Here is a 26,194-nt window from a genome sequence, read left to right on the forward strand (position 1 = left end):
GTACGGATTCTGATGTATCCGAACCGCTTGATGATAAGAAAGCTAAAATAGCCGCTGCTGTAGCGCGTGCTAAAGCGAAAAAACTCGCTCAAAAACAAGCTGAGTCAGCTGCCGATACGGATATACAAAGTTCGCCAGTGCAATCATTTCAAGAGCAGTCTTCTCAAGTGCAAGCGCCACAAGTGCAAGTTCAGTCAGAAATAGGTACAGGTACGGATTCTGATGTATCCGAACCGCTTGATGATAAGAAAGCTAAAATAGCCGCAGCTGTCGCACGTGCTAAAGCGAAAAAATTAGCGCAAAAAGCAGCTGAATCTGAAAATAAAACTGATGTTGAGTCTGATGACAGAACAAAGGCTGATGCGCTTATTTCACCAGCTAAAACCGAAACAAGTGCCCTGCCTGTTACGCCTTCTAATGTAAGCGAACCAGTAGACGATAAAAAAGCACGTATAGCTGCAGCGGTTGCAAAAGCCAAAGCGAAAAAACTGGCTAATAAACAGAAGTTGAGCGAAAAGGAATAATCATGGCATTTAAAATTGCATCCTCTCCCCATGTCAGCACCACATTGCACACCAATAAAGTAATGCAACGCGTTGCATTATGTTTAATTCCTGGAATTTTGGCTCAAGTATACTTTTTTGGTATGGGTACTCTGGTACAAATCCTAATTGCTGTATTAACTTGTTTATCGGCAGAAGCTGCAATAATGAAGCTTCGTAATAAATCGATTAAAAATGCCTTATCTGATAACAGTGCATTGGTTACTGGGATATTAATCGCTATAGCAATCCCACCACTTACCCCTTGGTGGATGACTGTCATTGGTTGCGGGTTTGCGATGGTGATTGTTAAGCACTTATATGGCGGATTAGGTAATAACATATTCAACCCTGCCATGGCGGCTTATGTATTACTGCTCGTATCCTTTCCAGTGCAAATGACTAACTGGGTAGCGCCTGCTGAATTAGCTGCGAATCAGGTGGGTATTGTGGCAGCTTTTGCCCATATTTTTGAATTTACCAGTGCGGGCTTAGATCATTTTCGAATTGCCGTTGATGGACATACGATGGCCACGCCGCTTGATACCTTCAAAACAGACTTATCAATGGGTATGACAAGTAGTGAAAGTCTACAGCGTAATGTATTTGATGGCATGACTGGTGTTGGTTGGTTCTGGATCAATTTAGCCTACCTTGCAGGTGGCCTAATTATGTTGAAACTTAAAGTAATACGTTGGCACATTAGCACTGGTATTTTATTAGCAATATTCGTTTGTTCGGGTTTCGGATTTTTACTCAACCCAGACACTCACGCAAGCCCAATGCTGCACCTATTTTCTGGCGGGACAATGTTGTGCGCATTTTTTATTGCAACTGATCCTGTCACTGCGGCGACCAGTACACGTGGAAGACTCTTGTTCGGTGCCATTATTGGTGTATTAGTTTTCGTGATTAGAACTTACGGTGGTTACCCTGATGCCGTAGCGTTTGCAGTGTTACTTGCCAACATGTGTGCACCATTTATCGATTACTATATCCGTCCTCGTTCATATGGTCATCGCGCGGGAAATTAAGCCGCTAAACTACAGGATTAAACATGTTCAATATTATTACTCGAAACGGCCTTATCCTTGCCCTGTTCGCACTCTGTTGCACAGGCTTGGTCGCTTCAGTGAATTTTTTTACCGAAGATCGAATTATCGACCAGCAACGTAAACAGCTTGCAGGTATCTTAGAACAAATTATCCCTAATCATTTGCATGATAATGAGTTAACTGAAGATTGTATTTTAGTGACCAATCAAGAGTTCCTTGGTTCTGATGAAGCGTTGCCTGTTTATATTGCTAAGATGAATAATGAACCTATAGCGATTGCAATTGAAGCTATTGCACCAGATGGTTATAACGGTGACATTAAAATCATTTTAGGTGTTAATAATGACAATGAGTTATTAGGTGTTAGAACCTTAACTCATCAAGAAACCCCAGGGCTTGGCGATAAAATTGAACTTCGTAAATCAGATTGGGTATTAGGCTTTAGCAATTTATTGTACGACCCAAATAGCAAGCCAATGGCAGTTAAAAAAGATGGTGGCGACATAGATCAATTCACTGGGGCAACGATTACACCGCGTGCTTACGTCAACGCCATTAACAATGCGCTCGCTTTTGTCAGCGCGAATAGAGAATCACTTTATAACACCGTCAATCATTGTGGACGTGAAAATGACTAATTATCGTGAAATTGCATGGCAAGGATTATGGAAAAATAACCCTGGGCTTGTACAACTACTTGGGCTTTGCCCTCTTTTAGCTGTTACTGCTACAGTCACTAATGCGTTAGGTTTAGGCCTCGCAACACTCATTGTGCTTGTAGGCTCCAATGTGCTGGTTTCTTTAGTGCGTGAATTTGTTCCCAAAGAAATACGCATCCCTGTATTTGTCATGATCATCGCCGCACTAGTGACTTGTGTACAGTTACTCATCAACGCATATGCTTATGGCCTTTACTTATCCTTAGGGATCTTCTTACCACTTATCGTAACAAACTGCGTCATTATTGGCCGCGCTGAAGCGTTTGCGTCTCGCAATAATGTTACCAGTGCTGCATTTGATGGATTAATGATGGGTGTTGGCTTTACGGCAATTTTGGTTGTTTTAGGCGGTATGAGAGAAATACTTGGCCAAGGAACCTTATTTGATGGAGCTGAACTATTACTGGGAGACTGGGCAGCGAATCTCACCATTCAAGTATTTAATGTTGATACACCGTTTTTGCTAGCAATGTTGCCACCTGGCGCTTTTATCGCTATGGGATTACTGATCGCACTTAAAAACGTTATAGATAGTAAAATTGAGCAAAAGAAACCTCAACAAGCACCAGAAGCTATTGCACGTGCGCGGATCACTAAAGTCGGTTAAATAACTGAAATATCAACATAACGAATAAATAAAATGAATAAATAAAATGAATAAACAAAAACGCTATGAAATGCTGACTAGGCTTAGAGATAATAACCCTAAGCCTGAAACAGAACTTAACTTTGCCAGCCCATTTGAATTGCTAGTCGCGGTAACGCTTTCTGCGCAAGCAACCGATGTGAGTGTCAACAAAGCAACCGATAAACTATTTCCAGTTGCTAATACAGCTCAATCAATTTACGACCTTGGTGTTGATGGCTTAAAAACCTATATTAAAACTATAGGCTTGTATAACAACAAAGCGATTAACGTCATTAAAGCCTGTAAAATGCTAATCGATTTACACGGTGGTGAAGTGCCAGAAAATCGAGAAGCATTAGAAGCCCTACCCGGCGTAGGCAGAAAAACAGCTAATGTTGTGCTCAACACTGCCTTTGGATGGCCGACGATAGCCGTTGATACGCATATTTTCAGAATGGCGAACCGAACCAAGTTTGCTATGGGCAAGAATGTCGATCAAGTTGAAGAAAAAATGCTTAAAGTCACCCCTGCTGAATTTAAAGTTGATGTTCACCATTGGTTTATCTTACATGGACGCTATACCTGCATCGCTAGAAAGCCGCGTTGCGGTAGCTGTATGATAGAAGATTTGTGTGAATTCAAAGACAAGGTTTACCCTGAAGATTGAATCAATTTATTTCAGACACAAAAAAACCGCGTTAAGCGGTTTTTTTATGGCTATTTGGTCAAGGTTATTAAAACAACGATACAAAAAAAGCACTGAAACAAATTGCGATTACTACTGAGGTACCTAGAGCCATTTTTAGTTCTGTTGTCATTATCTTGTCTCCAAATGAATATAAGTTAATTCTAGCTAATATGGATATATTTCACAGCTTTTAACCGTGATTATGTGATGTTAAACAACAAAAAATAATATTCCAAATCAATTTTTTAACTGCAATAGAAATTTGTTATGCTTACAAAAAATACCCAATCAATAACTAAAGAGCACCTATGTCGCAACTATTACATACTATGATCCGAGTCGGTAACCTTGAGCGCAGTATTGAGTTTTATACTCAAGTCATGGGCATGAAATTACTCAGACAATCAGAAAATGCTGAATATCAATATACCCTTGCATTTGTCGGTTTTGCTGAAGAATCAACTGGCCAAGCAGTGATTGAGTTAACTTATAACTGGGGCACTGAAAATTACGATTTAGGTACTGGATTTGGTCATCTCGCCATTGGCGAAGAAGATATCTATCAACGCTGTGATGCGATTGCTGCAGCTGGCGGTAAAGTTACCCGTGCTCCAGGACCTGTAGCAGGCGGAAGTACTGAGATTGCTTTTGTTGAAGATCCAGATGGTTATAAAATTGAACTGATACAGAAGAAAGCAATGAGTGAGGGATTGGGCTAATAATTATTGTTTAGTTCATCAACCAATAAAAAAGCCAGCAAATGCTGGCTTTTTTGATGCTGTAAAGTTCGATTAGAACTTCATTGAGATGCCAGCGTAGATTTGACGCCCTAGAGTGTCATAAACCTCTGGTACAGTACCAGCTTCATTACCACTAGTTACACTTACAGGTTCTTCGTTAGTTAGGTTTTTAACACCTACGTTCGCAGAGAAACCATCGGTAAAGTGATATACACCTGAAATGTTGTGGTACAGCACTGAAGAGATATCTTCACCTGTGTTTACATCATTCATTTCACCGATGTAACGGTTTGAATACATAACACTCCAATCACCACGGCTAGCCGTTAGGTTAAAGTTGTTTTTGTATTCTGCATACCCGCCGTACATACCACCGATTGTACCTGTGTAATCAACACCGTCTTGCTCAAAGTTTAACAAGTAGGTTAAGTCATTGTTGATTTTCCAATCTAAACCTAAACCTTCGAAAGTGTAAGCTAAGTTGAAATCGATACCACTTGTATCTTGATAACCAACGTTAGTTAGCGGGTTAGTCAAATCCGATAAATCGCCATTAGCGCCGATGTTAAATGTGTCACAAGCTGATGCGTCACCAGCAAAACAGTTATCTAAGCCAGCTTGAACATCAAGACGTGCAATAGCACCGTCAATCTTGAATCTCCACCAGTCTAACGTTAGTGACATACCTTCAATGTAGCTAGGTGAGTACACTAAACCGGCAGTGAAAGATTCAGATGTTTCAGCATCTAAGTCTTCATCAGATGTGTAGTTAACTAATATTTGTGGGTCTTGCTCATTGTTCCAAGGGTCAGTTAGGTAATCGTAAGAACCTGAATTACCGCCGTATAGCTCGCTCACGCTTGGTGCACGGAAACCAGTTGCAGCTACAGTACGTAGCATTAAGTCACCTGTTGCTTCGTAAGTTAAGCCAATTTTCCACGTTGCTGCGCTACCAAAAGTAGAGTAGTCATCGTAACGTAATGCAAATTCACCGGTTAGTTTATCGGTAAACGGTACACTAACTTCTTGGTATACTGAGAAAACATCAAAGCTACCATCTGTTGGATCTTGTTGAGCTGCAGTACCTTCACCAGCAACAATCACTGGATCTGGATTGTAATAACCGCTTTCATGACGGTATTCTGCACCAATTGCGAATGCAACTGCACCTGCTTCTAAGTCAAATGCTTCACCACTGATGACACCAGCAACAACGTGTTGTTCGTTACCACCGTTAGTTTGTTCAGTGTAGCTAACCGCATCAATCATCTCTTGGCTCATTGGGTCGCCACCAAACCATGCATCTTGATTTGCATAGATTGATTTTTCCATGTTGCCTTGGTGAATTGAATTATGAACCCAAGTATCAGCTTCGTTTTTACCGTATGTGTAAGAAAGATCCCAATCCATTCCAGTGTTTACATCGATAACACCAGCAAGGCCAGCAGAAATACGGAATGTATCGGTTTCTTGCTCGTAAACACGATTACCCACATCATTCATACGCTTACGGTAATTAATCATGCCTTCTTCATCAGCTGCAACGCCACCGTCAATCATAGCTTGATCAAGGGTAATACAATCGTCTTGCTTAATATTGTTTTCACAAACTTTAAGATCTAGATTGGCTGGTTGAGCTGCCATCATTTGCTTTGATTTACGTTTTGTATATAAAACATCACCAGACAAAATCATGTCATTATTTAGCTCATGCATACCATTTGCAAAGAAGCTATAGCGTTTGTTTGGCGTTTGTAGCCAGCTATCTTGTGTGTAATCATACCCATATTCACGATCACCCCACTCACCTGTTTCAGGGTTGATTTGCTTTCCACCTAAAGTACCTTCAGGAATAAACGAACTTTCACCCTGTTCAACCCAATCACGATCGCCTTGCATAACACCTTTACGTTCAGAGTATGCTAAACCAAATGTGAAGTTGCCGCGGTCAGTGTTGAAACCGTATAAACCACTTAACTCGATGTTTTCGCCGTCGCCTTCAGAAGTCGCGCCGCCATTTACATCGAATTGGAAACCTTCGAAATCTTTCTTAGTGATAATGTTAACTACACCAGCAATGGCATCAGAACCATATACTGCAGATGCGCCATCTTTTAGAATTTCTACACGTGCAATCATGGCTACTGGGATAGTATTCAAATCTACTGCGCTATCAGCACCTGAACCCGAGTTAACCATACGACGGCCGTTTAGCAATACTAAGGTTCTATTTGAACCCATACCACGTAAGTCAACTTGAGCAACACCGTCTGCACCATTGTTGGTAGTAGAACCCACAGCCATACCAGCCATTGCTGGTTGTGATTGTAAAATCTCATCTACTGAGTTGTAACCTTCCGCACGGATAGCACCTGCATCAATTACAGTTACTGGAGAAGCAGTTTCCATGTCTTGACGTTGAATACGGGAGCCTGTGACTGCAATTCTTTCTACGTTTGCAGATTCTTCTTCAGCATAAGCGCTTACTGAAACTGCTGAAGCAGCAGAAACTGAGGCTAATAACGCCACATTAATGCTGTTTGATATTTTAGATTTTTTAATCATTTGTTGCTCCCTGGTGATATCTTTTCTTATTCTGTTTACGCAATTAAATAAGTATTTAAATTTGCGTTGGACTAGATACTGAATAACCAGAGATATTTCGTCAAACCACTAACTTGTAACTTTTGAATCGTTTTTTGTTAATTAATATGCAGTGTATATGTAAACCCAAATAAGTGATAAACATCTCAAAACATTATTAGTTTAATATTTCAGTTGAATAAACTAGTAAAACACCTGTGCAATAGAATTATTACCTAGGTCACAAATAACATTTTTAAAACTTACCCGATTACAAAAGTGTGACGTAGATCACATAAATAGTTTGAACCTTGACTCGGTTAAATCAAATATCTTCAGTTTTCATTCAGAATTTAAATTATTCACAATTAAAAACACTGAAACTCAGTCCTGCTGTGACTCAGAGCTAATTGCTAAATTAAGGAGGTTTATTAACCAAGTTGATTGGCGACAATAAAGGGTGATTATTTTACTGCAGTTGTTTTATTCCTCACTATTGAATGAAGAACATTAAGTAATAACTTTTTACATTCACAGAACAATTAAGCGTTAACTAACAAAAAAATAAACATTTATCGAATTTATGAATTTCACTTTATAAAGTTTAAACAAAAGAAAATGTTAATAAGTTGGTTCTCGGCTCATTGCATAGATATTCATTTTAATTGGGCAATAAAAAAGGAAAGCCTGTGCTTTCCTTTTTCTATTTTATTGTCTTGATTTAATATTAACAATTTATTCTGCAGGTTTGATTATATCAAAATGTTGATATGCTCTGTCAGTCGCTATTCGCCCTCTTGGTGTACGCTGAATAAACCCTTGTTGAATTAAAAAGGGCTCTAGCACATCTTCGATAGTTTCGCGGTCTTCGCCAATTGCAGCCGCTAAGTTATCTAACCCTACCGGTCCGCCCATGAACTTATCAATAATGGCTAATAATAACTTTCTATCAAGGTAATCAAAGCCCTCTAAATCAACATCTAATAAATCTAATGCTTTTTGAGCGACTTCTTCAGTTACAAACCCATCATGTTTTACTTCGGCATAATCTCGCACTCGTCGTAATAACCGGTTAGCAATCCGTGGTGTACCACGTGAGCGCTTTGCAATTTCATATGCCCCCGCTTCATCTATCGGTAACTCCATCACCTTGGCAGAACGGGTGACAATGGTGCACAGATCTTTGACGTTATAAAACTCTAAACGAAGTGGAATACCGAACCTTGCACGTAATGGTGAAGTTAACGCACCCGCGCGGGTAGTTGCGCCAATCAAGGTAAAAGGCGGTAAATCAAGTTTAATAGATCTTGCAGCAGGGCCTTCGCCAATCATGATATCTAATTGGTAATCTTCCATTGCTGGGTATAGGATTTCTTCGACAACAGGGCTCAAACGGTGTATTTCATCTATAAATAACACGTCACCATGTTCAAGGTTTGTTAGAAGAGCAGCTAAATCCCCTGCTTTTTCAAGTACCGGCCCAGAAGTCGATTTGATATTGACGCCCATTTCATTCGCAACGATCATAGCTAATGTGGTTTTTCCGAGTCCTGGAGGGCCGAAGATGAGCATGTGATCAAGTGCTTCTTCGCGCTTTAGCGCGGCCTCAATAAACACCTTTAACTGGGCACGAGTATCATCCTGTCCTGTGTAATCCTCCAACATTTTAGGCCGCATAGCTCTATCAATGTGAACTTCTTGCTCGAATTCTTGTGGCTGGATTAAACGATCCGCTTCTATCATTGTGGCCTCTTTATAACATTGACTTTAGAGAGGCTTTAATTAACACCTCACTTGTCATTCCGTCGCTATAAGCACTTAGCACAGCTTTACTTGCCTGTGCTGGTTTGTAACCTAAAGCAATTAATGCAGCAATGGCATCTTCTTCTGCATTATTTTCGATGGCTGCAGGCTTATAATTACTTTGTAGAGCAAATTCACGTTCAGAACCTACTGATGCTTCTAATAAGCTTTTCAATTTATCACGCATTTCGATAACTAAGCGCTCAGCCGTTTTCTTACCGACACCGGGAAGTTTGACTAAAGTAGCAATATCATCTCTTTCGACACAATTAACAAACTCAGATGCTGTCATGCCAGATAAAATAGTTAAAGCTAACTTGGGACCGACACCATTGGTTTTTATTAATAAGCGAAACAGTGCACGCTCTTGTTTAGTGATAAAACCATATAGTAACTGCGCATCTTCACGAACCACAAAATGAGTGTATAACATTGCAACTTGATTAAGTTCCGGAAGCTCGTAAAAGCTGGTCATAGGTACTTGTAACTCATAACCCACGCCATTAACATCTAACACTATTTCAGGCGCTTGTTTCTCAACAACAAGTCCACTTAATCTTCCTATCATTTATATCGTCCATATGTGCGGCTTTGGGCTTTTCCGCCCATTGCAATTAAACTTTGAAAAGTATGGTTATGACATACAGCAACGCCCAACGCATCTGCCGCATCCGCTTGGGGGGCTGCTGGCAACTTAAAAATTTGTTGGATCATATGCTGAACTTGTGTTTTTTGCGCGCGTCCAGTTCCTACAACCGCACTTTTAATTTGAGTTGCACTGTATTCGGCAACAGGTAAACCCGCATTCATTGCAGCGACAATGGCTACGCCTCTTGCTTGACCCAATTTAAGGGCTGAATCAGCATTTTTTGCCATAAAAACTCGTTCAATAGCAAATTGGTCGGGTTGGTACTGCTTTATTATTTCAGTGACCCCATCAAAGACTTGTTTAAGTCTAGTGGGCAGATCATCTGCTGAGGTGCGAATACAACCACTACCAAGGTATCTTTGCTGTCTACCCTGACATTGAATGACACCATAACCTGTGATCCGCGAACCTGGGTCAATACCCAAAATGATTGTCATCGCTTTACGCTTCCTTGGAACAATTATTCAAGGCTTTCCATCACTTCATCTGAGATTTCAGCATTATGATAAACTTCCTGAACATCATCATGATCTTCTAGGTTATCAATTAAACGCATAAATTTTGCCGCAGTATCGGCATCTAATTCAGCTTTGGTACCTGCTATCATAGTGACTTCTGCATTGATGGCTTCAAATCCAGCAGCATCCAGTGCATCTTTAACACTGCCAAAGGCATCAGGTGTAGTCAGAACATCAAATGCACCATTGTCATGAGTGACAACATCATCAGCGCCAGCTTCTAGTGCAGCGTCCATTAATTCGTCTTCGTCAATGGCTGCATCATAAGAAATAACCCCTGATTTAGTGAACATATATGCCACTGAGCCATCAGTACCTAAATTTCCACCAGATTTACTAAAGGCATTACGTACGCCTGATACGGTACGGTTTTTATTATCTGTCATGGTTTCTACCATAACTGCTGTACCACCAGGCCCATAACCTTCATAAATAATGGTATCTAATTGCTGACCATCGAGTTCACCAGCCCCACGTTTGACAGCACGTTCAACAGTGTCACGAGTCATGTTATTTGATAATGCTTTATCAATTGCTGCACGTAGACGCGGGTTAGCATCAGGATCTGAGCCTCCTTCACGAGCAGATACCGTTAACTCTCGAATAAATTTACTGAATAGCTTACCTCGTTTTGCATCTTGAGCAGCTTTACGGTGTTTAATGTTGTCCCATTTACTGTGACCAGCCATTGTGACTCCTTCAGTTATTTTTGTTCTATATAAAAACAGACCGAGGCAAAAGCCTCGGTATGTGGGTTAACGCTTTAGTACAAACCAATGAGATTTGTAATTTTGCTGATTAACATTATTCGTCAGCGGCAGGCTTTTCTTGAGGGATAACGCTAATCCCTAAATCAACTAATTGCTGAGGATTGGCAAATCCTGGGGCATTCGTTAATGGACATGCTGCAGTCGTTGTTTTCGGGAATGCCATTACATCACGAATTGAACTAGCACCTGTCATTAACATGATAATACGGTCTAAGCCAAATGCTAAACCTGCATGCGGTGGTGTACCGTAACGTAATGCTTCGAGTAAGAAACCAAACTTTTCATTCGCTTCTTTATCATCAATGCCTAAAATACGGAATACCGCACTTTGCATGTCAGCATTATGAATACGAACAGAACCACCACCTAATTCGCAACCATTTAATACCATATCGTAAGCATCTGAAATTGCTGCACCTGGATTGGCTTCAAGTTCTTCAGCAGTTACGCCGCGCGGAGCTGTAAACGGATGGTGAACTGCATGGTAACCACCATTGATTTTTTCGAACATTGGGAAGTCAACAACCCACATCGGGCGCCACTCACCTTCAAGAAGTTCAAAGTCTTCACCGGCTTTAAGACGTAATGCACCCATTGCTTCAGCAACAACGTTTGCTTTATCTGCGCCAAATAAGATGATGTCGCCAGTTTCAGCATTAGTACGTGCGATAATTTGATTGACGATATCTTCGTTTAAGAATTTAAGTACTGGTGATTGAATACCTTCGATACCAGCAGATAAATCATTAATCTTCATCCACGCTAGGCCTTTAGCACCGTAAATGCCAGCATATTTAGTGTAGTTATCGATTTGCTTACGAGATAAAGATGCACCTGTTGGGATACGAAGCGCTGCAACACGACCTTCTTCATCGTTAGCTGGACCACTAAATACTGCGAACTCAACATCTTTAACTAAGTCAGCAACATCAACAAGTTCAAGTGGGTTACGTAAATCTGGCTTATCAGAACCATAACGCGTCATAGCTTCTGCATATGACATACGTGGGAACTCACCTAAATCAACATTCATTAATTCGTTGAATAACCCGCGAACCATAGTTTCAGTTTTTTCCATGACTTGCTCAGCTGACATGAAAGAAGTTTCGATATCAATTTGAGTAAATTCAGGCTGACGATCAGCGCGTAAATCTTCATCACGGAAACATTTTACAATCTGGTAATAACGATCAAAGCCAGACATCATCAGCAATTGTTTAAATAATTGAGGAGACTGTGGCAGAGCAAAGAACTGACCTTTATAAGTACGGCTTGGTACTAGATAATCACGCGCACCTTCTGGTGTGGCTTTGGTCAAAATAGGCGTTTCAATATCCAAGAAACCGCTATCATCAAGGAAACGACGAACCGCGCTAGTGACTTTTGAACGGAAAACAATACGGTCAGCCATTTCAGGGCGACGTAAGTCAAGATAGCGATACTTTAAGCGCTGTTCTTCACTGTTGTTTTGATGATTATCCATGCTCAAAGGAAGCGGCGCTGAAGCATTAATAATTGTTAGGGCTTGACCTAAGACTTCAATTTCGCCAGTTTTCATTTGTGCATTAATTTGACTATCAGGTCTTGCACGAACTAAACCTTTAACTTGTACACAGAACTCACCGCGTAAACTGCTGGCTACTTTGAAAACGTCTTCCAAGTCTGGATCGTAAACAACTTGAACTATCCCTTCTCTGTCACGAAGATCTAAAAAAATTACGCCGCCTAAATCGCGACTACGGTTAACCCAACCGACTAAGGTGACTTCTTGACCAAGATGAGACTTATTAACGTCTCCACAATAATGACTGCGCATTTAACTCTACCCTTTAATTCGGAAATAGGTGTCTAAAAAACAATTTAATTTGGCATTATATTAAAATAATGCAGGCAACTATAGCACTTATAATACGCCTAAAAACGCGTTTATTGAACGTGTGCTACATTTTTGCATGGAAGTATCGATTAGTTTACTGCAATTGAACAGGCTTTAGAGAAAGTTCCCGTTATAACCGAGTAAAAAAACAGCAAATAAGACAATTTTGTTTGTTCATCACCTTGAAAACTCAACCGGTGATTAAAAGCTGCGTTGATCACCACCCTGCTTTTTTACTTTGTACATCTTTTTATCAGCCATCTGTAATATGGCGATAGCATCATCACCATCATCTGGATAAACCGCAATACCGATACTGGCTGATGCAGTTAATGTTATTCCTTCAATAATGAGGGGGTCAGATAACACATTAATAATATTATCTGCGACTTTTATCGCGCATTCGCTGCTGTCGACCTTGTTAAGTAAGATGACAAATTCATCGCCTCCAAAACGCGACACGGTATCAGATTTTCGAACTACTGATTTAAGTGCTGTGGCAATGTGAATTAATAATGCGTCACCAATGTGATGACCATGTTGATCATTAACATTCTTGAATTTGTCTAAATCTATAAATAACAATGCAAACTTGGCTTGTTCACGTTCATGGGCTTTGATCGCACACGCTAAACGGTCATCGAGTAAACCACGATTAGGGAGTTTAGTCACAGGGTCGTGCTCTGCAACAAACTTTATCTTTTGCTCAGCCGTTTTTCTCAAAGTAATTTCACGTTTAAGACGTTTATTACCCAAGAAGACGATAAAGGTGATCATACTGATAATCAGCGAACCTAATAGTACAATTTTAAACCACTTTTGATATTTGTCCGCTTCAGAACGCAAGTCAACCGCCACCCATTTTTGGTACATCTGCTGTTGTTTGGTTTCATCAATCGTTTCAATGGCGCGGTTCAATAATGGAATGATAGTTTTGAGTTTTGGATAAACACCAATATGACTTTTTTGTTCTGTTAAATCTGCAACTAAGGCCATTTTTAAATCAGGAAACTCCCCTTCATTGAGCACATAAGCAAGGGTCACAACTTGTTCGATGAATAAATCGACATCACCAGAAGAAACTGCCTGTAAACCACGTTGAGTATTATCTACTTGAACAATTTCTAAACCTGGAAATTGTTGGCGCAATATATTGATCAAGTTATAGCCTTTGACTACCCCTATTCGCTTACCGTTATATTGGCTTAAATTGAACAACGGCTGTTGAGTTAACGTAGTCGCAATAGCCCAAGGTGATGGCCAATAACCTTCTGTAAACTCAAGTGCTGGCTCTCGATTTTTATTATTTGCCATACTGCCGACTAAATGAATACTGCCGTTTTGTAAGTCTTTATTGAGTTTGTCCCACTGCTGATAGGCAACAGGAATAATATCGATGCCTAGTTGCTCTGTAACAATTTCGATAACTTCTTTATTAATACCGGAAAATTCACCTAATTCATTTTGATACTCCATGGGCGCCCACTGAGTTAAATACCCCAGTTTAATTGCACCCAGTGAGTCTAAATATTTTCTGTCTTTATTACTGATATAGATTTGTTTATCGACAGTAGAAAATGTTCTATCGGCTTTATTTAAAAGCCATTTCTGTTCAAGTTTTGCCATTTCGAAATCACTAATTAGTTGAAAACCATTAGCGATGCGCTCTGCAAGTTCTGTATCTTCTACATTGGTGAGGTTATATATTTGAGTACCAAAATCGAGCTTATTATATTGATAAAACTCAGACCATGATTTTTGATGTAATAGGTAGTGTGAAGTGTAAGCACTTGCAGCAACAAAGCCTGCGATGTCGCCATCACGACTTGCCTTGATTAATTGCTCCATGGAATCGTAATAACGTATCTGCGCATTAGGAAGCACTTTCCTAAGCTCGATGATATAAGGTGATGTGGCAAACAATCCGATACGTTTACCATCAATTTCACTAATATCTTTGATTTCTTTGTTGTAGCTAAAGAATCGACTTTTAACTGAATAAAAATGATTAGCTCTATTAAGACCGGTATTGATTTCTTCACTCTCAGGGTAACCAATATGTACGTCGGCATGACCATCTTTAATGAGTTCAATGCTGCCATTCATGTCGCTTGGGATAAAGTCTATTGAAATTCCTGTTTTTTCAGACCAAAGTCGCCACAAATCGACATATAAACCATGGGGTAAACCGTCTAAACCAATATCCACAAATGGCTCTACATTCATTTGCATCGCAATCAATAGACCGTTGGATTCACGACGATAGCCAAACCAACGCTTTTCAATTTCATCGACATGGGTAGTAGACACTTTCTTAAAACCTTCATTAATAAAGGAGACCCAAGATTGATTTAGCAAAGAGACTACTGGCGCAAGTTCTATTTCTTTAATCAATATGCGTGAAGATATATGGAAATTGTTGGCTAGTTCTAAATTAATAGGAATGCCTTGGTTATAGCCTTGAATCGTTGCAAATACGTATATTTCACCTGCAACAACAGCATCGTATAACGCTTTTTTAGTCTTAAAATATTTAAATGTCAGGCTGGGTTCTATCGCGAGTAAGTCCTGTTCATGTGAAGTCCCTTCAATAATGCCTATTTTAAAAGGACGAATATCACTAATCGCTTTTTTATTAGCAATATCTTTGTGAAGGTAAAGGTAGGAATTAAGAGAAGATACTTTATCTGCATATGAAAATAGTTGCTGTCGCTCTTTGGTTATTGCCATACCAATGTGAGCATCGACGTCACCGTCACCGTCAGCGACTGATTGTAAAGATTGTTGCCATTGCATGGGATAAAACGACACTTTTACGCCTGTTGCAGATGCCCACTCGCGCCATAAATCTACCATGACACCTGCGGGGTTACCGTTATCATCAACAAATTGATAAGGGTAAGCATCTTCACTCATTGAAATGGCTAATGAATTTGGAAAAGCCAATGATGATACCGAGGCGGATTCATTTTCATCGGCTGATACAATAAATGTCATCAACGTAAACAGGAAAAAAGTAAAAATAGTGCTAATTAACTTCAAGCGCGTTCCTTTGTGCTAGTTGTCATTTTATTAGTCGTTATTTGTTATATTCGTTTTTTGACCACACACTTTATCTGGTTGAAATTTTGTTAATCAACCTTAAGCTTAATTGTAAATCATTTTAATTATATGTTCATCATACCGATTTATATCGACCAATTGTCCTACTTAATTAATTATTTAGCCAAAAAAGAGCAAATAAACAAAATAAAACAAAAAATACCAATAGGATACTTGCTGCTATTTGGTAGGATTGGCTAAAATGAAGCTATGATTTTCTCAAGTTACCTCAGATGAACTCTCAACAAGATACAATTTACGCTGCAGCAACCGATAAAATATCAGATTTTCAATTTGATAATCGGGTTGCAGGTGTATTTAATGACATGATACGACGATCAGTACCTGGCTATACCCAAATCATTAGTACGATTGGGGATTTTGCTGACCGTTATGTTACCCCTAAATCTAATATTTATGATTTAGGCAGTTCTTTAGGTTCTGCGACTTTGAGTATTCGACGCCAAATTGAGCAAAGACAATGTCGTATTATCGCTGTTGATAACAGTGAATCGATGATCGAGCGTTGCCAAGAAAATTTATCTGCCTACGTCAGTGACACTGAAGTAGAACTCATTTGTGGTGACATTAGAGACATCGACATCACTAATGCTTCAATGGTGGTATTAAATTTCACTCTACAGTTTTTACCTGTTCATGACAGGGACGAGTTAATCGCCAAGATTTATCAAGGTTTACTCCCTGGCGGTATTTTAGTTATTTCAGAAAAATTACGATTTGAAGATAACGTGATTCAAACACTTTTAGATGAACAACATCTAGACTTCAAACGCGCAAATGGATACAGCGAACTAGAAATTAGCCAAAAGCGCAGTGCACTTGAAAATGTGATGCGCCCAGACAGTTTATCCATGCACCAACAACGCTTTACTGAGAATGGTTTTAGCCATTCAACAGTGTGGTTTCAATGTTTTAATTTTGCATCAATGGTGGCCATCAAGTGATAAGTTTTAGCTCCTTTTATCAACAAATTGCCGATTCAAGCCTGCAACATTGGCTAGAAGAACTTCCAGCAATTTTAGGGAAATGGCAAAGAGAACATAAACATGGCAACTTGCCAAAATGGGAAAAAGTCCTCAATAAATTACATTATCCAGCGCCAACCCATATTGATTTATTCAACGGAGTCAAAATTGGTGACGGTAGCCAGCTGACTCCAGGACAAACAGAAAAGTTACAAAATCTACTTGGGTTATTTCAACCTTGGCGTAAAGGCCCTTTTTACATTCATGGAATCGAAATTGATACTGAATGGCGAAGTGACTGGAAATGGGATCGGGTTAAAGAACATATTTCTCCATTAGATAATCGCACAGTATTAGATGTCGGTTGTGGCAGTGGTTATCACATGTGGCGCATGCTAGGTGCTGGTGCTAAACGTGTCGTCGGGATTGATCCCTCCCCGCTGTTTTTATGTCAATTTGAAGCAGTAAAGCGTTTAGCAGGTAATGAACATCCTGTACATTTATTGCCACTGGGCATTGAAGAGCTTCCAGCATTAGATGCGTTTGATACCGTATTTTCTATGGGGGTCTTGTACCACCGTCGTTCACCCATCGATCATATAATGCAATTGCGTGATCAACTGCGTATGGGCGGTGAACTTGTATTAGAGACCTTAGTGATAGATGGCGATGAAAATGCTGTTTTAGTCCCACAAGACAGATATGGCAAAATGAATAATGTCTGGTTTTTGCCATCTGTCGATGCACTCATGTTATGGTTAAAAAAGTGTGACTTCACCGACATACGTTGCGTTGATGTGGATATTACTTCAATGGCAGAGCAACGCTCAACACAATGGATGAAGAATGAATCTTTAGTAGATTATCTTGACCCCAACGATGTAAGTTTAACGGTCGAAGGTTATCCAGCCCCAAAACGGGCAACGATAATAGCGATAAAAAATCAACCTAATCACGACCTAGTTTAATATAGTATTATAATTATCAAAGTATTAGCTTAGATTAAAGAAAACAGGAATTGTCATGTTAAAGCAGGTATTTATTTTAACCGTCACCGCCGCATTAATATCAGGCTGTGCATCAAGTGCGAAAATCACTCCCGTTGGAAGTGAGGAATTGAGTGCTAATCTTGCAACTTCACAAACTGCGATTATCGAGGCAATAAATGCTCAATGTGCTCACTCATCTACTGAAATGCAAACCTTGAGTGCTGAAGTCAACGACCTAAAATTACAAATTACTGATGCATTAGCAAAACAATCTAAAAAAATGAATGATGATGCTGCAGCACTTGCACAATTAAGTGAGCCACCACAGTGTCCAGAGTCAGTTGTCTCAGACAAAATAGTCTTAGGTGAAATTGAGCATGTATATGTTGATGAGTTAAAAGCGTCATTTGAAACCCGCATCGATACAGGTGCAGAGTCATCTTCATTAGATGCACGTAACATTGTGTTATTTGAGCGTAACGGTGTTCAATGGGTTAGGTTTGATGTGATGACCAACGGTGAAAAGCAACCTGGCAATACTTTCGAGCATAAAGTCGAGCGCTTTGTTCGTATCAAACAAGATGCTGATTTACCAGACGATCGCCGTCCTGTGATTCATGCTCATTTAAAAATTGGTCAATATGCTGCCGAAACAGACTTGAACTTAACCGACCGAAGTCACCTTGAGTTCCCGCTACTTCTTGGCCGTAAATTTATGAAAGACATTGCAGTAGTTGATGTTGGACAAATTTATGTTCATGGCAAAAAACCACAAACAGAATCGACTAAAGAAGCGCAATAGGAATTCAAATGCATTCTCGTAAGCCATTTTTTATCTTTGTAGCCCTATTATTCATATCAGGGATCAGCGCAAGTATTTACCGCAGCGTTGAACACAACGTTCCTTTTTTTCCAGGCAAACAAGTTCAAAGTTGGTCTGTTGAAGCAAAAGTAATGTTCAACGGTACTAGCAAGCCAGCTGAAGCCTCGCTTTCTCTACCTCAAGACCCTGCATTTGATGTGTTAGCAGAAAATGCTACATCTGCCGGTTATGGATTAAATATTTCTGAAGGCGAAGACCGCCGCGCGGTCTGGTCAATTCGTGAAGCATCTGGTCGTCAGTCTTTATACTATCGAGTGACATTAGTGCCTACTGGCCAACTAAAAGTTGATGCTGATGAAGAGCCTGTCACCCCAGAGCCGTTTTTATGGCAAGTTACTGAACGTGGTGCAGCTGAACAAATCATTAACCAAGTATGGGAAAGAAGTGCGAGTAACATTTCTTATGCTCAACAGTTAATGGATGTGATTAATGATAGTAACCAATCGCAAAACCTTGCATTACTATTATCAGTTAATTCGCGAACTCAGCTTTTTGTGCAAATGCTTCAATCAAAAGGTGTTCCAGCCAAGTTAGTTAGTGGCTTGATGCTAGAAGATCAACGTCGTCGTCAACAACTTAATCCTTACGTTCAAGTCTACCAAGATGGTGAATGGATTTTATTTGATGTAGAAAACAACAAGCAAGGTCGCCCAGATAACTTAGTACTATGGCAACACAACGGCATGTCAGTGCTTGATGTCATTGGTGGTAGTAATTCACAAGTTAATTTCTCAATGTTAAAGGAAACTCGTTCTGCGTTAGCGACTTCTATTGACATGATGATGAACACTGATTCGTTAGACTTTTCGCTTTATCAGCTACCCCTTGAGGAACAAAGTACCTTTAAAGGCATCTTACTCATCCCTATCGGTGTGTTAGTTGTTGTATTCCTTCGGGTCATCATTGGTATCAAAACTTCTGGTACTTTCATGCCGGTTCTGATTGCATTGGCATTTATTCAAACCACTTTACTGACTGGTCTAATCGGTTTCTTACTGATTGTCGCATTCGGATTAATGATTCGTTCGTATTTATCGCAACTCAATCTCTTGCTCATATCCCGAATATCCGCGGTGATTATTGTGGTGATATTTATTATTGGGTTGTTCACGCTTATATCTTACAAGCTGGGGCTCAGTGAAGGATTAACGATTACCTTCTTCCCTATGATTATTCTTGCTTGGACCATTGAGCGTATGTCTATCCTTTGGGAAGAAGAAGGTCCTAAGTCAGTATTTATGTCTGGGGGTGGTAGCTTATTTGTCGCCACATTAGCTTACCTCGCGATGAGTAACAGTTGGATCCAACATTGGGTATTTAACTTCCTTGGCATTCACTTAGTTATTTTGGCTATGGTACTGGTAATGGGTCAATACACAGGTTATCGCCTAACTGAGTTAAAACGCTTTAAACCACTGGCTGAGGATAAGTAATGAAGAATTACGCTTGGCCTTGGGAATTACGTCGAAATGGCGTATTGAATATGAATAAGCGCAATATCGATTACATTGGTAAGTACAATCAACGCAAATTTTATAAACGCGTAGATGATAAGCTCATTACTAAGCAGTTAGCTTTAGCCAATGATATTGCAGTACCTGATCTAATTGGTGTTGTTGAAGAGCAGCATAAAATTAACGAAATACCACAAATGGTATTAGGCAGAACTGGCTTTGTTATCAAACCCGCTAAAGGGTCTGGTGGTAAAGGTATTCTGGTTATTACCCATGTTGAAAATGGCCGTTATTACAAACCTAATGGCGATGAAGTAACGCCAAATGAAGTTTATCGCCATGTGTCTAATATCTTAAGTGGCCTGTTCTCATTGGGTGGGATACCTGATGTTGGATTAGTCGAAGGCTTAATTGAATTTGACCCAATTTTTGACGGTTTTAGTTACGAAGGTGTACCTGATATTCGTCTTATCGTCTTTAAAGGCTATCCAGTAATGGGCATGCTTCGCTGTTCAACAGCGGCTTCAGACGGTAAAGCAAACTTACACCAAGGTGCTGTGGGCGTCGGTTTAGACATTGCAACGGGTAAAAGTTTGTATGCGGTTCAGTTTGATAAGCCAGTGCTTAGGCATCCTGATACCAATTATGAACTTTCTCAAATCCAAGTACCTAATTGGGACGTGCTACTTCATACCGCATCAAGCGCATATGAAATGTGTGAATTAGGCTATTTGGGCACTGACATGGTGTTAGATAAAGTCCGTGGCCCTCTTTTGTTAGAGTTAAATGCACGACCAGGATTAGCAATTCAAACAGCGAACGGAAAAGGAATTTTAGACCGACTTAAACACGTAGAAAGCCTGAAAGGGCCGACGTTATCAGTGGAAGAACGTGTCGCTTATGCTAAAAAACATTTTTGCAGCAACCCTAACTTTTAGTTTATTGGCAACTGCTCCCGCAGTTGCCAACCCTCTAAACCTGTTTATCCAACAATGCTTGCGTTACCAGCCTTCGCTATCTGAATTAGACTTAACTCGGTCTGTTTCCCAACAGGCCGTTCAATTTGAGCAGCTCACCCTAGGCCTTAATAACATTAATGATCGTTTAAATTACTATCGTGATTTGGCCATTAATAGCCAACGAGAAAGCATATTAATGTGTCAGTTACATTTAGCTGACGAATTACAAACACTACTTTTAGAACCAAAACTTGATCAGTTAATAATGAATCTGTCGCAATCACAGCCCCCCTATTCCTCTTTGGCTGAAACATTAACTAAGGTTAAACAGCGTCAGCTCGATATTAATACCAAATCACAGCTGCATAATGCTCAGGCAACCATCAGCAGAAATTTAACAAATCAGCATATTGCTATGGTTTTCAACGATAAAACCTGTCAGCTACCGACTCAAACAAGCCATAACTCAGACACACCGACTGCCAATTCAATGTTGAAAACCACCAAGCCAAATCTGGATGTCAGTCTAGCTAAATACTTAATGTCACAACCTAACGAACAGTGTAGAAAAAATGCTTGGCTTGCTTACCAATCACGAGCAAAAGATAAAAATGCGGCGTCATTAGATATTATTAAGCAGCTTTTGCAAGCAACGGCTTTCGAGTCACTTAACACTCAAATACTCAATGCCACTTCACTTAATGAATATTTACAGCAACAAACAAGTAATATTAACCTTGCACCTTGGAACATTGGGCAACATCTTGCTTCATTACCTCACCAGCCCTACTCTGGACCTCAGTCTGCAAATGAGATTTTTACAAGTGTATTTACTCAATTAGAAAATTTGGGGATTCGAATAGAAGCATTGAATCTCAGTGACATAACCGACACTAAAACAGTTGAAACAAGCGACACAAACCGCACTAACACCAAAGATGGCGTTAAAAATACAATTTATCGTGTATGGCACCAACAACGTCTACTCGGAGAATTGTTTGTTAGCCCAACTGGTCAGACTAACACCCATGTTATTCGTTATCCCGTGATCGGACATCAATTTGCACAAGCAAGCATCAGTTATTCAGAAACTATCTCTAATAAAAGACAAGCAAATAAGTTGATTAATGCAATTGCAGAAGCTGTTACAGGTTTAGCACGGGGTAATAAATTTTATCTGATTAATAAACAGGGAAAATCTGCTGATAACCATTTATTAGGGCAATATTGGCTGTCTGCATACCTACGCCAGCAAAACGATTCTGTATTATCTCAACGCGAGCAAGTTGTTCAAGATTATCGTCGGCAATTACGTGTTATACGTTCCAAAGTTATTATTGACTTCTATTTGAATGAGCCCTCAAAGCAACAACAGTTATCAATGGCTTTTAAAGATAGCTTCAATCAAGAGTGGCAATACGCTACTGATTTAGCTTTTAGCTTCAATGGTATTGCAAATGAAGGGGTTAACTATTATTTACCTCTTTGGCATCAAAGCCTTGTTAGTATGATTTTCGAATCTAGTAAATCTTCAGTAACAGAACGTCAAGTTTTTGATATTTTGGTGGTTAATGAAGATAATTTAACCCTAATGGAGCAAATGTTCATTATACTTACTCCACCCAATGATCCATCTTCACTCATCAGGAGAGCCTTCAATGCTGGCCACTCGCAAAAGTAAATCGTTATCGTGCTTAATTGGTTTATCATTTATAGTATCTTCGGTATCAGCCTTCGCTGCCGATGACCAAAAATCAACCGCAACACCATTAACACACCAACAAGTAAGAAGTGCGATACAGGTTAACCTTGAACAAAATATGTATTCTCTGCCACCAAGAATTCAAGGGCACTATGGTTTAAGAATGTACCGAATGACGGGTGATGAAAAGTATACAAATGCAGCCTTGATAGATTTAATCACGATTACTGAACGTCAAAACTATTTTGCCTGTAATATTGATAAGCCTAAGTTTATCGAACAGCAAGCCAATGAAGCAATAAGTGTATTAGGTAAAGGCCCTCGTGCAAAAGCGAGAAAGAAAGCACTGAAGCCCTTCCCAGAATTTATCTTTTATAGTGATATTTTATTACGTTATGCCAGTCGTACGGACGAGTTAGGTTTTATGGGTCCTTGCCATCAAAAAATGGTTACGGCATTAAAAGCATATGATCTTAAACCTGCATTGACTGACCCTAAGATGATTAAATCTTGGGCTGCACAACTGATCAATTACGCGTATTGGGCAGAACAACTTGAAGTCGGAAACTACGTCGATGATTACAAACAAGCTTTCATTGCCGCTTACCCTAATGATAAAGATAGCGAATTAGATAAAAGACAATTCAGAAATAAATTGTATGGCATGACTCACTTTATCTTTGCTGCAAGCGGTTATTATCAACAAGAAGTAAGTGCCAAAGAGTTTAAATGGATTTTAGATTACTTTGATGACAACATTGACCGTATCCTTACCGATGCCACAGACGATATTATTTCTGAAGTCGGGATCAGTTTCTATTTAACAGGTTTACGTGATCATCCTGTCATTAAGAAGACGCAAAACCACATAGCAGCATCGTTTAACCCTGAATACCAACTGATCCCTTCACCACGTGGAAATCCAGATATGGTCATGGGTGAACACAGAAATGTTTTAGCCATGATGTTGCTTGATTGGCCAGAAACCCTTCATAAAGGGCCATATCTTGCTGAAACAAAAGCGACGATGAAGTACTTACCTGTACAAGTGACACCTAAAAATGACACGAGTAAAAACAAGTAAGTAAGATATTAGTGATGATTAAGGGGTAACGATTGTTACCCCTTATTTTTGCAGTTTACCCCAGCATGAGTAATTTAATACATGAGTAGAGCTAAATCCACGTTAGAGCAGTGGCGAATTATTCAATCTGTGGTTGATTTCGGTGGTTACGCCCAAGCTGCTGAACAGCTTAACAAAAGCCAATCATCTCTTAATCATGCCGTGGCAAAACTACAGACTCAATTGGGTATCCAATTACTCGAAGTTAAAGGCCGTAAAGCCTATCTCACAGAACAAGGCGAAGTTTTACTGCGTCGTTCACGACATTTAACCCAAACAGTAGATGAACTCGAACAACTTGCGAGCAATCTTGGCGAGGGCTGGGAGCCTAACTTAACCATTGCACGAGAAATCATTTATCCTCTGCACTATTTAGTGGATGCCTTAAAAGCATTTTTGCCCCATAGTCGCGGCACGCGGGTAACGATTATCGACTCTGTTATTTCTGGTACTCATGAACTAATTTTAAATAACACTGCTGATATTGCCATCTGTGGGATCCCCGCTAAAGGTCATGTTGCAGAGCCTATATGTGAGTCAGAATTATATCTAGTGTGCTCGCCCGCTCACCCATTAGCTCAGCAAGATGTTATAGCTGATGACCAAGTTTTAGCTCAACATCTACAGATTGTCATTAAAGACACAGCAACCCATAAAGCATCAGATACTGGTTGGCTAAAAGCAGAACAACGTTGGACGGTTTCTAATTTTCATGAAGCGAAAACAATTTTAAAAACAGGCATTGGTTTTTGTTGGGCACCAGCTTACTTAATTGAGGATGAGATTAAATCAGGTGAACTGCAAAGATTGGCATTGAAAGGCAGTAAAAGTCGTAAGGTACAACTTTCATTAGTGGTTCCAAATAGGGATAAACAAGGGCCAGCATCTAAATTATTAGAGTCATTGATATTATTACAACATGATATTAATCAGGTGGTTGAATAGGTAACTATTCATATTAGCTAATAAATTTGATTACTTTGAATGCAATTACTTTGAATGCAATTACTTTGAATGTAATTAGTTTGAATTGATTTGAATGACTTGAAAAGTGATGAAGTGTTATACGGCAATATTAATAGATGAATATTCTTGTGCGGCGTTAATCGCTGAATCCTTGATACGAGAAATACTCGCATTGTTAGCTTGCTCACTTCCTTCATCATTTGTTTGATCAAATGGGTATGTTGGCGTAAATTGCTGCTCATCCAACTGCTGAGCTAATTGATTGATTTGTTGAGACTCTTCAGTGCTTAGCACCTTTTCTTGTCTTTCAGATACAAGCTCTTTTTTAGCTTCATTCATTTTTCGAACCGCTTCATTAGCGACTTGAATGTCTGCTGTAGAAGGTTGAACCGGAGCCATTGCTGCAGCGTAAACCTTTTGCATTTTATTGAAAGTAGCTTGAGCATTACCTTCTATTACACCAACATCAATCTTTACTTCCCCCTCTACTGCATACCGTTTTCCGTCTGGGCCTTTTTCATAAGTATATTGGGGTGTTTGAGCAAAACTTCCGCCAACAGCTGCATGCGCCTGTTCATGGGTTTTTACTTCAGCATCCCTTTTAGATAATTCATTAATAATTTGAGTATCAAGTTGTACTTGTTGTTTTTCTTGCTCAGCTTGATGTGAATCTTGCACATCTTGTTTTACTTGTGCCTTTTGTTCAGCTTCAGCTTTGCTGTTGTCACTTTGAATGTCGTTGTTACTTTCGTTTGTACTATTATTTTCATCGACATTAGCAATAGCGTCTTTTTGATCCGTCGCCACCAGCGTAGAAGCAGCAGAGCTTTTATCGCTTTCTCGTAAGCGGGACGTTACATCATTAGTCGTATCCTCAAAAGCGCTCACTGACGCAGATGTGGTCAATGAACTCGTGTTAACAGAATTTGAATGACCACCAGCGATTTGATTAGCTTGGCCATCAATCTGGATGTCTGTAGTTTTGGAAGATGAAATGACACCTAAAACCGATACTGGTCCACTTTTCAAATTAAATTGCGGGCTCAAATGACTTGAATTAACGACACTCTGTGTTGTTAATGGCTTCGAACTCAGGGAGCCTGCGTGAAAATTTGAACTGGACTGAATTGAACTGGACTGAATTGAACTGGGCTGAATTGTGCTTGACTGAATTGTACTGGAATTGAAACTTGAAGATGAGGCCAATACTGAAGATTTTTTTGTAACACTGATCGTTTCGTTATGGTCGTTAACATCAGCGCTGACAAGTTCAGGACTTAGAACATTATGATTAATATTATTGGTATTTAATGCATTTGAAACGGGTTTATTTGTTACAGGGACAGTTGAGACCGTTTTACTTATGGCAGAATCAGCCACAACACTTTTACTACTCGAAGTATTGTGACGATTTAGAGAACTTGTCCCTTGCTGAAGTGGCTGACTTTGTACGTTCATC

The 26,194-nt window shown here is 39.7% G+C and carries 21 protein-coding genes and 1 pseudogene; 14 read left to right on the forward strand and 8 right to left on the reverse strand.

What is annotated here, in order from left to right; translation table 11 throughout:
- The 6 genes and pseudogenes from LMH66_RS04940 to gloA form a co-directional block, all read left to right on the forward strand.
- Nucleotides 1-524 (forward strand): annotated as a pseudogene (locus tag LMH66_RS04940) (electron transport complex subunit RsxC); the annotation flags it as partial.
- A 2-nt stretch (nt 525-526) separates the two neighbouring features.
- The gene (rsxD, locus tag LMH66_RS04945) at nt 527-1,576 is read left to right on the forward strand and encodes an electron transport complex subunit RsxD (protein WP_229368778.1); all 1,050 of its coding nucleotides are present in this window, start codon (nt 527-529) and stop codon (nt 1,574-1,576) included.
- A gap of 23 nt (nt 1,577-1,599) precedes the next feature.
- Entirely contained in the window at nt 1,600-2,235 is a 636-nt protein-coding gene (gene rsxG / locus LMH66_RS04950; protein ID WP_102526053.1) for an electron transport complex subunit RsxG, read from the forward strand.
- On the forward strand, nt 2,228-2,923 hold the full coding sequence (locus LMH66_RS04955; RefSeq protein ID WP_102526054.1) for an electron transport complex subunit E: 696 nt from the start codon (nt 2,228-2,230) through the stop codon (nt 2,921-2,923). Before rsxG ends, LMH66_RS04955 begins: the two co-directional genes overlap by 8 nt.
- Nucleotides 2,924-2,969: 46 nt before the next feature.
- Nucleotides 2,970-3,611, forward strand: a complete 642-nt coding sequence (gene nth, locus LMH66_RS04960) for an endonuclease III (RefSeq protein WP_102526055.1) — start codon at nt 2,970-2,972, stop codon at nt 3,609-3,611.
- Between the two features lie 329 nt (nt 3,612-3,940).
- Entirely contained in the window at nt 3,941-4,351 is a 411-nt protein-coding gene (gene gloA, locus LMH66_RS04965) for a lactoylglutathione lyase (protein ID WP_229368779.1), read from the forward strand.
- Nucleotides 4,352-4,423: 72 nt separating this feature from the next.
- Here gloA and LMH66_RS04970 read toward each other — a convergent pair whose 3' ends face one another.
- The 7 genes from LMH66_RS04970 to LMH66_RS05000 form a co-directional block, all read right to left on the reverse strand.
- Complete coding sequence (locus LMH66_RS04970; RefSeq protein WP_229368780.1) at nt 4,424-6,937, reverse strand: TonB-dependent receptor plug domain-containing protein; 2,514 nt, start codon at nt 6,935-6,937, stop codon at nt 4,424-4,426.
- Nucleotides 6,938-7,690: 753 nt separating this feature from the next.
- Nucleotides 7,691-8,698: a Holliday junction branch migration DNA helicase RuvB gene (gene ruvB, locus LMH66_RS04975; RefSeq protein ID WP_102526058.1), complete on the reverse strand. Its 1,008-nt coding sequence runs from the start codon at nt 8,696-8,698 to the stop codon at nt 7,691-7,693.
- Between the two features lie 10 nt (nt 8,699-8,708).
- Nucleotides 8,709-9,326 (reverse strand): Holliday junction branch migration protein RuvA, encoded by a 618-nt coding sequence (gene ruvA / locus LMH66_RS04980; RefSeq protein WP_102526059.1) that lies wholly within the window; start codon nt 9,324-9,326, stop codon nt 8,709-8,711.
- Nucleotides 9,323-9,844: a crossover junction endodeoxyribonuclease RuvC gene (gene ruvC, locus LMH66_RS04985; protein ID WP_102526060.1), complete on the reverse strand. Its 522-nt coding sequence runs from the start codon at nt 9,842-9,844 to the stop codon at nt 9,323-9,325. Before ruvC ends, ruvA begins: the two co-directional genes overlap by 4 nt.
- 23 nt (nt 9,845-9,867) lie before the next feature.
- Nucleotides 9,868-10,614 carry a YebC/PmpR family DNA-binding transcriptional regulator gene (locus LMH66_RS04990; protein WP_102526061.1) on the reverse strand — a complete coding sequence of 249 codons (747 nt, stop codon included), beginning with the start codon at nt 10,612-10,614 and terminating at the stop codon, nt 9,868-9,870.
- Between the two features lie 115 nt (nt 10,615-10,729).
- Complete coding sequence (gene aspS, locus LMH66_RS04995) at nt 10,730-12,511, reverse strand: aspartate--tRNA ligase (protein ID WP_102526062.1); 1,782 nt, start codon at nt 12,509-12,511, stop codon at nt 10,730-10,732.
- Nucleotides 12,512-12,772: 261 nt separating this feature from the next.
- The gene (locus tag LMH66_RS05000) at nt 12,773-15,613 is read right to left on the reverse strand and encodes a diguanylate cyclase domain-containing protein (protein ID WP_229368781.1); all 2,841 of its coding nucleotides are present in this window, start codon (nt 15,611-15,613) and stop codon (nt 12,773-12,775) included.
- Nucleotides 15,614-15,906: 293 nt separating this feature from the next.
- Here LMH66_RS05000 and cmoA point away from each other — a divergent pair, with 293 nt between their 5' ends.
- The 8 genes from cmoA (at nt 15,907) to LMH66_RS05040 (ending at nt 24,714) form a co-directional block, all read left to right on the forward strand.
- Nucleotides 15,907-16,638, forward strand: a complete 732-nt coding sequence (gene cmoA / locus LMH66_RS05005) for a carboxy-S-adenosyl-L-methionine synthase CmoA (RefSeq protein ID WP_102526064.1) — start codon at nt 15,907-15,909, stop codon at nt 16,636-16,638.
- Entirely contained in the window at nt 16,635-17,627 is a 993-nt protein-coding gene (gene cmoB / locus LMH66_RS05010; protein ID WP_229368782.1) for a tRNA 5-methoxyuridine(34)/uridine 5-oxyacetic acid(34) synthase CmoB, read from the forward strand. The genes cmoA and cmoB overlap by 4 nt, the downstream gene beginning before the upstream one ends.
- Nucleotides 17,628-17,682: 55 nt before the next feature.
- A complete protein-coding gene (locus LMH66_RS05015; protein WP_229368783.1) occupies nt 17,683-18,450 on the forward strand; it encodes an ATP-dependent zinc protease in 768 nt (255 codons plus the stop codon).
- 8 nt (nt 18,451-18,458) lie between these two features.
- Nucleotides 18,459-19,964: a UUP1 family membrane protein gene (locus LMH66_RS05020; protein ID WP_102526067.1), complete on the forward strand. Its 1,506-nt coding sequence runs from the start codon at nt 18,459-18,461 to the stop codon at nt 19,962-19,964.
- Nucleotides 19,964-20,923 (forward strand): alpha-L-glutamate ligase-like protein, encoded by a 960-nt coding sequence (locus LMH66_RS05025; protein ID WP_102526068.1) that lies wholly within the window; start codon nt 19,964-19,966, stop codon nt 20,921-20,923. The genes LMH66_RS05020 and LMH66_RS05025 overlap by 1 nt, the downstream gene beginning before the upstream one ends.
- A complete protein-coding gene (locus LMH66_RS05030; RefSeq protein ID WP_229368784.1) occupies nt 20,886-22,625 on the forward strand; it encodes a hypothetical protein in 1,740 nt (579 codons plus the stop codon). The genes LMH66_RS05025 and LMH66_RS05030 overlap by 38 nt, the downstream gene beginning before the upstream one ends.
- Nucleotides 22,603-23,730 (forward strand): DUF3541 domain-containing protein, encoded by a 1,128-nt coding sequence (locus LMH66_RS05035; RefSeq protein ID WP_229368785.1) that lies wholly within the window; start codon nt 22,603-22,605, stop codon nt 23,728-23,730. Before LMH66_RS05030 ends, LMH66_RS05035 begins: the two co-directional genes overlap by 23 nt.
- An 81-nt stretch (nt 23,731-23,811) precedes the next feature.
- Entirely contained in the window at nt 23,812-24,714 is a 903-nt protein-coding gene (locus tag LMH66_RS05040) for a LysR family transcriptional regulator (protein WP_229368786.1), read from the forward strand.
- A 117-nt stretch (nt 24,715-24,831) separates the two neighbouring features.
- Here LMH66_RS05040 and LMH66_RS05045 read toward each other — a convergent pair whose 3' ends face one another.
- Nucleotides 24,832-26,193 (reverse strand): putative metalloprotease CJM1_0395 family protein, encoded by a 1,362-nt coding sequence (locus LMH66_RS05045; protein WP_267869085.1) that lies wholly within the window; start codon nt 26,191-26,193, stop codon nt 24,832-24,834.
- Nucleotide 26,194: the final 1 nt, after the last annotated feature.

The organism is Shewanella sp. 10N.7 (assembly GCF_020806285.1).
GTDB lineage: Bacteria > Pseudomonadota > Gammaproteobacteria > Enterobacterales > Shewanellaceae > Shewanella > Shewanella electrodiphila.